The sequence below is a fragment of the Pseudomonas sp. 21615526 genome (genome assembly GCF_013386245.1).
Classification (GTDB): Bacteria; Pseudomonadota; Gammaproteobacteria; order Pseudomonadales; family Pseudomonadaceae; genus Aquipseudomonas.
In genome coordinates, this window is the sequence record NZ_JACAOM010000003.1 from 17,230 (window position 1) to 29,432 (window position 12,203).

Consider the following 12,203-nt stretch of genomic DNA (forward strand, 5'->3'; position numbering starts at 1 on the left):
TCCTTGGCCAACATCCAAAGGAGCACCGATAACATGTCTTCAACCCCCACACGCGGCGGCCTGTTGCTGGCCAGTCAACTGTTGCTTGGCTGCCTGCCCCTGGCGGTGCCGGGCCTGGCCTACGCGCAGCAGCAGGTACAGGCGTTCGACATCGCCCCCGGAAAACTCGGTGACGTGCTGACGCGTTACGCCCAGGCCGCCGGCGTGCCGATCTCGTTCCTGTCGCAACAAGTGGCCGGGTTGGACAGCCCCGGCGTGCGCGGCAGCTACAACGTGGAGGACGGGTTCGCGCAGGTGCTGGCCGGCACCGGCTTCGCAGCACGCGGCAATGCCGATGGCTACCAGCTGGAAAGCCTGCCGGTGGCCGGCGGCGCGCTGTCGCTGGGTGCCACAGAGATCACCGCGAATCAGTTGGGCACCATCACTGAGGGCAGCGGTTCCTACACCCCGGGCACCATCGCCACCGCCACGCGCATGGTGCTGACCCCACGGGAAACCCCGCAGTCGATCACCGTGATCACGCGCCAGCATATGGATGACTTCGCGCTCACTTCGATCGACGACGTGATGCGCCATACACCGGGCATCACCGTGTCGACCTTCGACAGCGAGCGTAACAATTACTACGCCCGCGGCTTCTCGGTGGAAAACTTCCAGTACGACGGCATCCCGACCCTGCGCAACTCCGCCTACTCGTCCAGCCAGACCCTCAGCGACATGGCGATCTATGACCGCGTGGAAATCCTCAAGGGTGCCACCGGACTGCTGACCGGCGCCGGCGCCCCTGGCGCGACGATCAACCTGATCCGCAAAAAGCCCACGCGGGACTTCAAGGCCAGCGTCGAACTCGGCGCCGGCAGCTGGGACAACTATCGTTCCCAGATCGACGTGAGTGGCCCGCTGACCGACAGCGGCAACGTGCGCGGGCGTGCGGTGGCGGCGTACCAGGACAAGCACTCGTTCATGGACCACTACCAGCGCAGCACCAATGTGTATTTCGGCACGCTGGAAGCCGACCTGACCGACGACACCCTGCTCACCGTCGGTTTCGATTACCTGGACAGCGACCCGCAAGGCTCGGGCTGGTCCGGCAGCCGTGCGCTGTTCGATCGCAACGGCAACCGCATCGATGTAAAACGCTCCTACAACAACGGCGCCAAGTGGAGCCGCTGGGAGCAGTACTCCCGCAGCGTGTTCTCCACCCTGGAACACAACTTCGACAATGGCTGGGTGATCAAGGGCCAATACACCCACCAACTCATGGGCTACGACGCGCCCCTGGGCTCGATCATGAGTGGCCCGTTCCCCGCCACCGGACTGTCGTCCCTGTACGCGAACAAGTTCACCGGCAACACCCGCGCCGACTCGGGCGATGTCTACGCCAGCGGTCCGTTCAGCCTGCTGGGCCGTACCCATGAATTGGTGATTGGCGCGTCGGCCTCGAACTCCCACTGGACCGGAAAGGACTACGGCGCCCCCACTTATGTGGGCAACAACGAGATCGATTTCTGGAACTTCGATGGCAACGCTCCGGAGCCGAACTGGGGTGAACCGACACGGATCATCGATGCCACGACCCGACAATCCGCAGGCTATATGGCCGCACGTTTCAACCTCATGGATGACCTGAACCTGTTCCTCGGCAGCCGCGTGGCCAACTACAAATTGCGTGGCGAAGACGACTCCACCGAGACCGGCAAGCTGGTGCCCTACGCCGGGGTCACCTACGACCTGAACGACAACTTCACCGCGTATGCCAGCTACACCGACATCTTCATGCCGACGACCTACAGCCGCGACCGCAACAACAAATTGCTGGAACCGGATGAAGGCAAGAACTACGAGACCGGCCTCAAGGGTGAGTTCTTCGAGGGCCGGCTCAACACCAGCATGGCCTACTTCGAAGTGCACGAAACCAACCGTGCGGAGCCGGACGCCGAATACAACGCCGCGCCGACCAACCCATCCCTCGGGTATGCCGAGAAAGGCATCAAGGCCAAAACCAAGGGTTTCGAGGCCGAGATGTCCGGCGAGCTGGCGCCGGGCTGGCAGGCCCAGGCCGGCTACACCCACAAGATCCTGCGGGATGAGCATGGCGACAAGGCTTCGACCTGGGAGCCGGAGGACCAGCTCAGTTTCTTCACCTCGTACAAACTCAAGGGTCCGCTGGACCGCCTGACCGTCGGCGGCGGCGCGCGCTGGCAGAGCAGAAGCTGGCAAGTGGTGTACAACCGGCCCAAGGCGCAAAACGAAGAGTTCTCGCAGGAAGCGTATTGGGTGGTGGACGCGATGGCCAAGTATCAGGTCAGCGAACATCTTTCCGCGACGCTGAACGTCAACAACCTGTTCGACAAGCAGTACTACACCAACATCGGCTTCTATAACACGGCCTATTACGGCACCCCCCGCAACGTGATGCTCACCACGCGCTGGGACTTCTAACCGGCCAGGCGCCAGCGCCCCGTGACGTGGGGCGCTGTTGCGTCAAACAGCGTGCCGCACAAAACACTGCTCCACCACCGATTTGCCCCACTGCTGCCCCTCCTGTTCCGACTCCAGCACAAAGCCCGCGTTTTCATAGAGCTTGCGCGCCACATCCAGGCCCTTGAACGTCCACAGCCGCACCGCCGGGAACCGGTGCCCGTCACAGAAATCCAGCGCCTCTTTCAACAACCGTTTACCCAAGCCCTGGCCGTGGGCAGACGGGTCGAGGATGAAGCAGCGCAGGGTCGCCTCGCCGTTTTCGCCCTCGCCATCAATCGCGATCGAACCGACGATCTGCTCTGCGTCCAGCACTGCCCAGACTTGGTTGCGCGGGTTGGCCAGGCGCCCCATCAACTCGGCCATGTCCGCCGCCACCAGGCTTTCAAACGGCTGGCCAAAATTCGCATGCTGGGCGTAGTACTCGGCGTGCATCTGCGCGATACGCCCGATGATGCCTGGCCGGTAGCCATGGGCAATGCGGTAGTACCTCGACTGCCGGGCGCCAGTACGTTGGGTTTGCAGGGCTGCGGCGTATTGATCGAGCCCACGGCTGACGGCCTGTTGCTGTTCGCTGGACAAGTCGCCAATCGCCTCGCCCACCTGGCGCCGGGCAAACGTTTCGATGTCGCGTAACGTCTTCTGGCCTCGTGTGGTGAGCCGCAGCTTTTTCGAACGGGCATCGTCCTCGTTGGCAAACTCTTCCAGCTCGCCCGCCTCGACCAGCTTGCGCACCATGCGGCTCACCGACGACTTTTCCAGCCCCAGCAACATGACCAGTTCAGCCGCTGTCAGCGCGCCACGCTCGCCGATTTCAACAATCGTGTGCACCGATGACGGTGGGTAACTGCTGGCCGCCAACTTCGGCTGCATGAAGCCCAGCTCTCGCACCATAAGACGCGAGGCACAGCGGATCTGATCGATAAGGTCTGGCTTGGAACGGTTCACGGGGGGAAACCTCTTGCCCGAATGACGAGAGACATAGTTGTACCGCACAACCAAATACAGATCAATCTCCCAACCTGCAAACCACTGAGGTACATTCCCTCCCCACGGACAACAGATCATTCTCAAATGAACGGAGTCATCGCGTGTTTTCGATTTTTCACCGCCAACGCCTTTTCACCCTCTCGCTGATCACCGCCGCCCTCACCCTCGCCGCCTGCCACAGCGCCACCGCGCCGGAACTGCCGCCCGCCCCGGAGCTCGGCTCGGGCTATCGCACCGACATGAGCCCCCGCCACGCCGAGCGCCACATGGCCGCCGCCGCCAACCCGCTGGCCGCCGAAGCCGGGCGCGAGATATTGCGCAAGGGCGGCTCGGCCATCGACGCCGCGATTGCCATGCAGGCCGTGCTGACCCTGGTGGAGCCGCAGTCCTCCGGGATCGGCGGCGGCGCGTTCATCATGCTGTGGGACGGCAAGCAGGTGCACGCCTACGACGGTCGCGAAACCGCACCGGCGGGCGCTACCGAGCGGTTGTTCCTCAACGCCGATGGCACGCCGATGTCGTTCCCGCAGGCACAGATTGGCGGGCGTTCGGTGGCCACCCCGGGGGTGTTGCGCGCCCTGGAAATGGCCCATAAAAAGACCGGCCACCTGCAATGGGCCAAACTGTTTGAGCCGGCCATTCGCCTGGCCGAAGAGGGTTTCCCGATCTCTGCGCGCCTGCACAGCCTGATTGCCGCTGACCGCTACATCAGCCGCTCGCCGGAAATGACCGCGTACTTCCTGAATGCCGACGGCAGCCCGAAGGCCACCGGTACACTGCTGAAAAACCCGGCGCTGGCCAACGTGTTCAAGCGCATCGCCAAGGAAGGGCCGGACGCGCTGTACTACGGCCCGATTGCCGACGAAATCACCCGCAAGGTGCAAGGCAACAGTAACCCCGGCAGCCTGACGCTGACCGACCTCAAGGGCTACAGCGCAGTTGAGCGGGCGCCGTTGTGCACCGACTACAAACGCTGGAAAGTCTGCGGCATGCCGCCGCCGTCGTCGGGCGGGATCGCCATTGCGCAGATCCTCGGCACGTTGCAGGCCCTGGAAACCCGCGACCCGCGTATGACGCTTGGGCTGTTGAAGCCGGTGAAGAACGACTCCCCGGCCGGCCTGGAACCGGTGCCCGAAGCGGTGCACCTGATCGCCGAGGCCGACCGCCTGGCCTATGCCGACCGCGCCCAGTACGTGGCGGATTCCGACTACGTGCCGGTGCCGGTGGCCGGGCTGGTCGCGCCGGACTATCTGGCCGGCCGTGCCGCATTGATTGGCGAGCGCAGCATGGGCGTCGCCAAGCCGGGCAAGCCTGCGGGAATTGAAGTGGCCTACGCGCCGGATCGCTCGCCGTTGCGCATTTCCACCTCGCAAGTGGTGGCGGTGGATGACGTGGGTGGCGCGGTGTCGATGACCACCACGGTGGAGTCCGCATTCGGTTCCCATGTAATGGTCCAGGGCTTTTTGCTGAATAACCAGATGACCGACTTCTCCTTCATCCCCGAAGAGAACGGCCAGCCGGTGGCCAACCGGATCGAGCCGGGCAAGCGCCCGCGTTCGTCGATGGCACCGACCCTGGTGTTTGATCGCCAGAGCGGTGAGTGGGTGGCCACGGTGGGTTCGCCGGGCGGTTCGCAGATCATCGAATATGTGAGCAAATCCCTGGTGGCCATGCTCGACTGGAACCTCGACCCGCAAGCGGCCGTCGGCCTGCCCAACTTCGGCAGCCGCAACGGCGCGACCGAGCTGGAAGCCGGGTTGTTCAGTGCTCAGCTGAAACAGGCGCTCAAGGACAAGGGTCACGCCCTGAGCGAAATCGACATGACCAGCGGCGCCCAGGCGATCGTCCGAGTGCGCGATGCGCAAGGCAAGGCGTCGTTGATCGGCGGGGCTGATCCACGCCGTGAAGGCGAAGCGTTGGGGGATTGAATTGACTCACTGGAGAGCTGCGCGTGCACAAGGCAAATAACCTCGACGCCCTGGCTGGCGTCGACCATGGGTTTTGTACGATTGACGATCCATTGCGGCCCGACGAGGTGTTCATCTGCAAGCAGGTGCACAGCGCCACGACCATTGAATGGCACCCGGAGCTTACGCCCAACACGGTGGAGGCTGACGGGGTTTTCAGCCGGGATGTGCAGCCGATTGCGGTGATCACCGCCGATTGCCTGCCGCTGCTGATGGCTTCGGAGAGCGGGGATCTCGTCGCGGCGATTCATGGCGGCTGGAAGGGGCTGCAAGGCGGGATCATCGCCAATGCCATGCAACGGTTTGCCGCCGAGGGAGTGGCGTTGGACCAGTTGCGGATTGCGATCGGGCCGTCGATCAAGCCGTGTTGTTATGAGGTGAGTGGCGAGTTTGTGGCGCAGTTGCAGGCGAGTCAGGGGCATTTGTGGCGGGATGGAAATGCGCCGTGGACGTTTGAGCAGCCGGCGCCGTTGTTGGCACCGGAGATTCAGCCGCCAGACCCCAGGCAGGCGTTGAGTGCGTGGTTTGATTTGGGCCGGTATGCGCTGATCTTGCTGGAGGCGGCAGGGATAAAACCTGAGCAGGTTAAAGTGAGCGAGGTGTGTACGTATTGCACCTCGCCGGCGTATGCGAGTTACCGCCGAAGGACCCATGACAGTACGGAGCGCAAGACGTTGTTGTATTCGTGGATCTCCAGGACTGCGCAAATCTAGTGTGGGAGCTGGCTTGCCTGCGATGACGGAGTGTCAGTCAATATTTTATTCACTGATCCACCGCTATCGCAGGCAAGCCAGCTCCCACATTTGATCTTTAGCGGCTGATCTTCAACCCCTTGCGCCCCGCATGCCGCTCCAGCGCCAGCTCGATCAACCGGCTCACCAGCTCGCTGTAGCTCATGCCAGCCGCCTGCCATAATTTCGGATACATGCTGATGCGCGTAAAGCCCGGCAACGAGTTGATCTCGTTGATCAGCACCTCACCCTCATCCGTCAGAAACACATCCACCCGCGCCAGCCCGGCACAGCCCAGGGTTTCAAACGCTTCGATAGCCAACGCACGAATACGCTCGCTGGCTTCAACACTGATGTCCGCCGGCACCACCACCTGGGCCGCCTGGTCATCGATGTATTTGCTGTCGTAGGAATAGAACCCGTCCCGCACCACGATCTCGCCACAGCCGCTGGCGATGGGGTGCTCGTTACCCAACACGGCGCATTCGATTTCCCGGCCTTTTACCGCCGACTCCACCAGCACCTTTTCATCAAACCCGAGGGCCAGTTCTACGGCGGCATGATATTCAGCCTCGCTGCCCACCTTGCTCACACCCACGGACGAACCCTGGTTCGCCGGTTTCACGAACATCGGCAATCCGAGTTTTTGTTGGGCGTGTTCGAAGGTGGTACGCGCCGCACTCCTGCGGTTGAGGGTAATGAACGGTGTCACGGCAATCCCGGCATCGCGCAGCAGGCGTTTGCTGATGTCCTTGTCCATGCACACCGCCGAGCCCAGCACGTCGGAGCCGACAAACGGCAAGTCGGCCATGCGCAGCAGGCCTTGCAGGCAGCCGTCTTCGCCGAGGGTGCCGTGGACGATCGGGAAGATCACATCGACATGTTCCAACGAGGCCTGGCTGGCGGTTTCCACCAGTTGCTGGCTGGCCTTGCCCGGCACCACGGCCAGTTCACGATTGGATTGATTGAGGGCGATCAGCGCCGGGTTTTCTTCGTTGAGCAGAAAGCCCGAGGTGTCGTTGAGGTGCCAGTGGCCGGCCTTGTCGATGCCGATCAGGATCGGCTCGAAGCGCGAACGGTCCAGTGCATCGACGATGTTGCGCGCCGATTGCAGCGACACTTCGTGCTCGGCCGAACGGCCACCAAAAATAATCCCTACCCGCAGCTTGCTCATGATCGGCCTCACGTTTGAAAGTAAGGCTTCTTACCATGAGCCGTCAGCGATTCGCTACCAGCGTGGCCCCGAACAGCACATAACAACCACCGGCAAACCGGTCCAGCCACTTGCGCGAGCGGGCATAGACGTTGGCCATCCGCTCACTGGAAAACACCAGTGCCACGCAGGAGTACCAACTGAATGACAAGGTCGCCATGGTGATCACGGCCAGGGTCAGCAGCGTCGGCGACGGTGACTGCGGCATGGTGGATGCAAAGATCGTCGCGACGAACAGCGCCGCCTTGGGGTTGGACAGGTTGCCCAGCAAACCCAGGCGCCAGGCGGAGAACAGTGAACGCCGAGGTTCGTCGGGCAACAGGTTCTGGGCCATCGACGGTGCCGAGCGCCGGAACAGTTTCAACCCCAGGTAAATCAGGTAGCAGCCGCCGATGATCTTGAACGCCAGGTACAACATGGGTGCTGCGGTGAACAGCGACTTGATCCCCAGCCCACCCGCCAGCCCCCAGATCACCGTGCCGGTGGCCACGCCAGCCGACGCCACCACGCCATGGCGGCGTGAACAACTGGCGGCCAGTTGCGCGGTGTTGAAGAAGTTCGGGCCGGGCGTGACGACCGCGACGGTCCAGAGCAGGGCCAGCGAGACCAGAGGAGCCGCGTAGGCCGGATTGAACAATTCCATGTGGGATTCCGCCGAGGGCAGTGCAGGAATAAGGATCATATGCCCGGTACCCGCCCTGCACAATCGTACAAGACCCCGGCAGACAGCGGATTCAGACTGGGTTACCGTATTTCCATCTCTTTGCGCGACAACTCATCATGGCGACCAATATCGACTGGCTGCACCGCGCGCCCCACGCCAGTGGCCTGGAGCGCATCGAGGCGTATTTTGCCGGGTTTGGCTTCGACCCCCATCGCCACGACACCTATGCCATCGGCCGTACCCTGTTCGGTGTGCAGAGCTTTCACTATCGCGGCGGCATGACCCACAGCCTGCCGGGGCGGACCATGGTGATCCATCCCGATGAAGTGCATGACGGCTGGGCCGGCAGCGAGGAAGGTTTCAAATACCGGATGATTTACGTGGAGCCGGCGCTGATCCAGCAGGTGCTCGGCGGCAAGCCGTTACCGTTCATCCCCGGCGGATTGTCCAGCGACCCGTGGCTGTACCGCGCCAGTGAAGTGTTGCTGCAAAGCCTGGATTGCCCGATTGACCCGCTGCAGGAACAGGACGCGATGTTTGACTTGGCCCAGGCGCTGAATAACGCGTCGGGCATCACGGTCAATCGCAAGACCTTCGACTACCGGGCCGCCGAGCGCGCACGGGAATTTATCCACAGCGCCCTGGGACGGCCGATTACCCTCGATGAAATGGCGGAATACGCCAACCGCGACCGCTGGGCGTTGTCGCGGGATTTTCGTTTGTTGTTCGGCACCAGCCCCTATCGCTACCTGACCATGCGCCGCCTGGACCTGGTGCGCAGCCTGCTGGGCCAGGGCCAGTCATTGGTAGATGCGGCACTGACCGCCGGCTTCACCGACCAGAGCCACATGACCCGCCAGTTCCGCAGCACTTTCGGCATGCCGCCGTCGCGCTGGGTGAAGATGCTCGGGCGCTGAAATCCCGCCTTGAAATGCGATCAACCTGTAGGAGCTGGCTTGCCCGCGATGGCGGTGGGTCAGTTAATAAATTGTTGGCTGACACTCCGCTATCGCAGGCAAGCCAGCTCCTACAGTTGAACTATGTCGCTGCCGAAATCGTATTCGACGCTGGCGCTCGTTCTTTAAGGGCCAACGCCAGCACCGCCCCCGCCAGGGCAATCGCCGCGCTCCACCACAACGCCAGTTCAATCCCGCCCGCCTGCGCCGCGCCCGTCGCCCCACCGGCGTTCGCCAACGACACCAGCAACGCCAGCCCCAACGCACCGCCAATCTGCTGGCTGGTGGACGCCATGCCTGCCGCCACGCCCTGCTCGCCCGGCCGGATGCCCAGCCCGGCGGCCACCCACATCGCCGTCCAGGTCATGCCCTGGCCAATACTCAGGATGAAAATCCCCGGCAGCAACGACCAGAACCCCGCCCCCGTCGGCAACGCCACACATACCAAAGCGATACCCACCGCACCCGCCAACTGGCCGCTGACCAGGGTGTTGCGCAACCCCAGCCGCGCCAATGAACGCTCCGCCAGCCAGATACCCGCGGTGCACACCAGCGTCGCCGGCAAAAACGCCAACCCCGCCTGCAACACGCTGTAGCCGTAGACCTGCTGGTAATACACCGCCAAAAAGTAGTACTGCACGCCAAAGCTGCTCATGAACACCGCCGTCAACACCATGGCCATGCGCAACTCGCGATAGCCCAACAAGCGTAGCGGCATCAGGGGATCACGGCCCCGGTGTTCGATCCACCCAAACAATCCGAGCAGCGCCAGCGCCAGGGCCATGCAGCCCAGGGTCGACGGTGCCGCCCAACCCCACTCCGGCCCCTGCACCAGGGAGAACACCAGCAAGGTGCCGCCCAGCGTCACGGTCAACGCGCCGCTGATATCAAAGTTGCGCCCGCGGGCCCGTTCGCCATCGGCAGGAATCCAGTAGCGCGCCGCCAGGGCACAGGCGCCGGCCAACGGCACGTTCACCAGAAACACCGCTTCCCAGCCCCACGCCTGGGTCAGCACGCCGCCGAGCAACGCGCCCAATGCCAGGCCCGCCGCAGACGCCGCGCTCCACACGGCAAACGCCCGATGACGCGCGGGCCCTTCGGCGTAGTGGGTGTTGATCAGCGCCAGCGTGGCCGGGAACAACAGCGCCCCGCCCACACCCTGCACCGCCCGCGCCAGCACCAGCAGCAAGGCGCTGCCACCGAGCACCGCCGCCAGGGAAGACAGCGCATACAGCGACTGGCCAAGCATGTACAAGCGCCGCTTGCCCAACAGGTCCGCCGCCCGACCGCCCAGCAACAGGAAGCCACCAAACGCCACGCTGTAGGCACTGACCACCCACTGCAATTGCTGGGCAGAAAACCCCAGGTGGCTGCCGATTTGCGGCAGCGCGACAAACACAATGGTCGCGTCGAGGGCGATGATCAGTTGCGCGGTTGCCAGCAGCAACAGCATCCGGCCAGAGGGTCGAGAAGAAGACATCACAGTGTCCTGCCTGAAAATGAGAGGCGCCAGTTTCTTTCATGCCCAACAGATGATAAATACCCCTATCACTCTTTCAGTAATGACTTTAATCATGGATCTGAATGCTGTTCGCCTGCTGGTGCGCGTCGCCGAAACCCGCAGTTTCACTCGCGCCGCCGGAGACCTGGGGCTGACCCAATCGGGCTTGTCCCGGGCCATTTCCCGGCTGGAAAACCAGCTGGGTGTGCGCCTGCTGCAACGCAACACCCGCAGCGTCAGCCTCACGCCCGACGGGCAGATGCTGTATGAACGCAGCGCGCCGCTGCTGGCGGAACTGGCCGAAGCCGAGCGGCAAATGCTCGACCGCCGTGCCTCACCGTCCGGTTTGCTGAAGATCAGCACGCCCTCGTTGTTTGGCCGCAAGGTGGTGATGCCGGTAATCGGCGAGCTGACCCTGCAATACCTCGATCTGCGCATTGAAGCGGTAATGACCGACCGCCTGGTGGACATCGTCGACGAAGGCTTTGACGCCTTGCTGCGCACCGGCGACATCCAGGACCAACGCCTGATCGCCCGGGCACTGCCACCGCTGCGCTGGGTCACCGTCGCCTCCCCGGCTTATCTCGCGCGTTTTGGTACGCCGCAGACCGTCGATGAACTCCAGGACCACAATTGCCTGACCGTACGTAACCTGCGCACCAGCCGGCTGGTGGACTGGCAGTTCATGCTCGATGGCAGGGTGCAGGACGTGAGTGTCGAGGGGCGGTTGATCTTTGATATCGGCGATGCGCTGGTGGACGGCGCGCTGGGCGGATTCGGCATCGCCCAGGTGATGGACTTTGCTGTGCGGGAAGATCTGGCGGCCGGGCGCCTTGTGCCCTTGCTGGAGGAATTTGCCGGGCGCAGTCGGGCGATATCGCTGGTGTATCCGCCATCGCGGCAGTACTCGCCGAAGTTGATGGCGTTTGCCGAGGCACTCAGCAAAGCCCAGTGGTAACACAACCTTTGTGGCGAGGGCGCTTGCTCCCGCTCGGCTGCGCAGCAGTCGTATATCTACCGACCAAGTGTATTGGCAGGAAACAATGGGACCGCTTCGCGCTCCAGCGGGAGCAAGCTCCCTCGCCACAAAACCAGGCTTTACCGGAAGAATTGGCACTGGGCTTAAAGCTGTCGCCCATCAATCGGCTCACCAATCGTCAGGAAATGCCCGCCCGCCACATGGTGCAAGGTACGCAGCGCATCCTGCCCTTCGAAATGCCAGCGACCGTCGCTGAATACGCGCTCATCAGCCTGAGCGGCCACCACTTCGGCGAGGAACAGATCGTAGGTCTGCTGGTTATGCGGTTCCGGCAGCAAGCGGCATTCCAGCCACGCCACGCAGCCTTCAAGCATCGGCGCTTCGGTGTGTTCGCCGCTGAACGTCTGCAAGCCATATGCGGCGAACTTGTCGGTCTCGCTGCCGGTGGTGTTGCCCACGGTCTGCACGATATCGGCCTGGGCCGCACACGGTACGTTGAGCACGAAAGTGCCGGCGCCTTCGAGCAGTTGCCGGGTCCAGGTGGCCTTATCCAGCACGACGGCGACTTTGGGCGGCTCGAAATCCAGCGGCATCGCCCATGCCGCGGCCATGATGTTGCGCTGGCCGTTGTGCGCGGCGCTGACCAGTACGGTCGGGCCGTGGTTGAGCAAGCGGTAGGCCTTGGACAGCGGGACGGGACGGCGATGGTTAGGGCTCATGG

General features: G+C 63.1%; 10 protein-coding genes. 5 read left to right on the forward strand and 5 right to left on the reverse strand.

From position 1 onward, the window contains the following. Nucleotides 1–33: 33 nt before the first annotated feature. The gene (locus tag HX786_RS01285; RefSeq protein WP_178911623.1) at nucleotides 34–2,442 is read left to right on the forward strand and encodes a TonB-dependent siderophore receptor; all 2,409 of its coding nucleotides are present in this window, start codon (nucleotides 34–36) and stop codon (nucleotides 2,440–2,442) included. Between the two features lie 42 nt (nucleotides 2,443–2,484). Here the strand turns inward: HX786_RS01285 and HX786_RS01290 are convergent, their stop codons facing one another. After that, complete coding sequence (locus tag HX786_RS01290) at nucleotides 2,485–3,375, reverse strand: bifunctional helix-turn-helix transcriptional regulator/GNAT family N-acetyltransferase (RefSeq protein WP_218647693.1); 891 nt, start codon at nucleotides 3,373–3,375, stop codon at nucleotides 2,485–2,487. 197 nt (nucleotides 3,376–3,572) lie between these two features. On the opposite strand from HX786_RS01290, the gene ggt reads away from it, so the two are divergent. Together ggt and HX786_RS01300 are read left to right on the forward strand one after the other, a co-directional pair. Then, nucleotides 3,573–5,399, forward strand: coding sequence for a gamma-glutamyltransferase (gene ggt, locus HX786_RS01295; protein WP_178911625.1), 1,827 nt, complete (start codon nucleotides 3,573–3,575; stop codon nucleotides 5,397–5,399). A gap of 23 nt (nucleotides 5,400–5,422) precedes the next feature. After that, on the forward strand, nucleotides 5,423–6,151 hold the full coding sequence (locus tag HX786_RS01300; RefSeq protein WP_178911626.1) for a polyphenol oxidase family protein: 729 nt from the start codon (nucleotides 5,423–5,425) through the stop codon (nucleotides 6,149–6,151). Nucleotides 6,152–6,248: 97 nt separating this feature from the next. Here the strand turns inward: HX786_RS01300 and ddlA are convergent, their stop codons facing one another. Together ddlA and HX786_RS01310 are read right to left on the reverse strand one after the other, a co-directional pair. Beyond that, nucleotides 6,249–7,343 (reverse strand): D-alanine--D-alanine ligase, encoded by a 1,095-nt coding sequence (gene ddlA, locus HX786_RS01305; RefSeq protein ID WP_178911627.1) that lies wholly within the window; start codon nucleotides 7,341–7,343, stop codon nucleotides 6,249–6,251. A gap of 43 nt (nucleotides 7,344–7,386) precedes the next feature. Beyond that, on the reverse strand, nucleotides 7,387–8,025 hold the full coding sequence (locus tag HX786_RS01310; RefSeq protein ID WP_177051842.1) for a LysE family translocator: 639 nt from the start codon (nucleotides 8,023–8,025) through the stop codon (nucleotides 7,387–7,389). A 137-nt stretch (nucleotides 8,026–8,162) separates the two neighbouring features. Here HX786_RS01310 and HX786_RS01315 point away from each other — a divergent pair, with 137 nt between their 5' ends. Next, nucleotides 8,163–8,963 carry an AraC family transcriptional regulator gene (locus HX786_RS01315; RefSeq protein ID WP_003214430.1) on the forward strand — a complete coding sequence of 267 codons (801 nt, stop codon included), beginning with the start codon at nucleotides 8,163–8,165 and terminating at the stop codon, nucleotides 8,961–8,963. 121 nt (nucleotides 8,964–9,084) lie between these two features. Here the strand turns inward: HX786_RS01315 and HX786_RS01320 are convergent, their stop codons facing one another. Further along, complete coding sequence (locus tag HX786_RS01320; protein ID WP_218647696.1) at nucleotides 9,085–10,455, reverse strand: MFS transporter; 1,371 nt, start codon at nucleotides 10,453–10,455, stop codon at nucleotides 9,085–9,087. A 121-nt stretch (nucleotides 10,456–10,576) separates the two neighbouring features. On the opposite strand from HX786_RS01320, the gene HX786_RS01325 reads away from it, so the two are divergent. Further along, complete coding sequence (locus HX786_RS01325; protein ID WP_178911629.1) at nucleotides 10,577–11,461, forward strand: LysR family transcriptional regulator; 885 nt, start codon at nucleotides 10,577–10,579, stop codon at nucleotides 11,459–11,461. A 164-nt stretch (nucleotides 11,462–11,625) separates the two neighbouring features. On the opposite strand, the gene HX786_RS01330 is transcribed toward HX786_RS01325, so the two are convergent. Continuing rightward, the gene (locus HX786_RS01330) at nucleotides 11,626–12,201 is read right to left on the reverse strand and encodes a flavin reductase family protein (RefSeq protein WP_177070212.1); all 576 of its coding nucleotides are present in this window, start codon (nucleotides 12,199–12,201) and stop codon (nucleotides 11,626–11,628) included. Nucleotides 12,202–12,203 lie beyond the last annotated feature (2 nt).

Bases quoted from the DNA above. Each gene is read 5' to 3' on its own strand.
- HX786_RS01285 (WP_178911623.1), top strand. From the start codon at position 34: ATGTCTTCAACCCCCACACGCGGCGGCCTGTTGCTGGCCAGTCAACTG.
- HX786_RS01290 (WP_218647693.1), bottom strand. From the start codon at position 3,375: ATGGTGCGAGAGCTGGGCTTCATGCAGCCGAAGTTGGCGGCCAGCAGT.
- ddlA (WP_178911627.1), bottom strand. From the start codon at position 7,343: ATGAGCAAGCTGCGGGTAGGGATTATTTTTGGTGGCCGTTCGGCCGAG.
- HX786_RS01310 (WP_177051842.1), bottom strand. From the start codon at position 8,025: ATGGAATTGTTCAATCCGGCCTACGCGGCTCCTCTGGTCTCGCTGGCC.
- HX786_RS01315 (WP_003214430.1), top strand. From the start codon at position 8,163: ATGGCGACCAATATCGACTGGCTGCACCGCGCGCCCCACGCCAGTGGC.
- HX786_RS01320 (WP_218647696.1), bottom strand. From the start codon at position 10,455: ATGCTGTTGCTGCTGGCAACCGCGCAACTGATCATCGCCCTCGACGCG.
- HX786_RS01325 (WP_178911629.1), top strand. From the start codon at position 10,577: ATGGATCTGAATGCTGTTCGCCTGCTGGTGCGCGTCGCCGAAACCCGC.
- HX786_RS01330 (WP_177070212.1), bottom strand. From the start codon at position 12,201: ATGAGCCCTAACCATCGCCGTCCCGTCCCGCTGTCCAAGGCCTACCGC.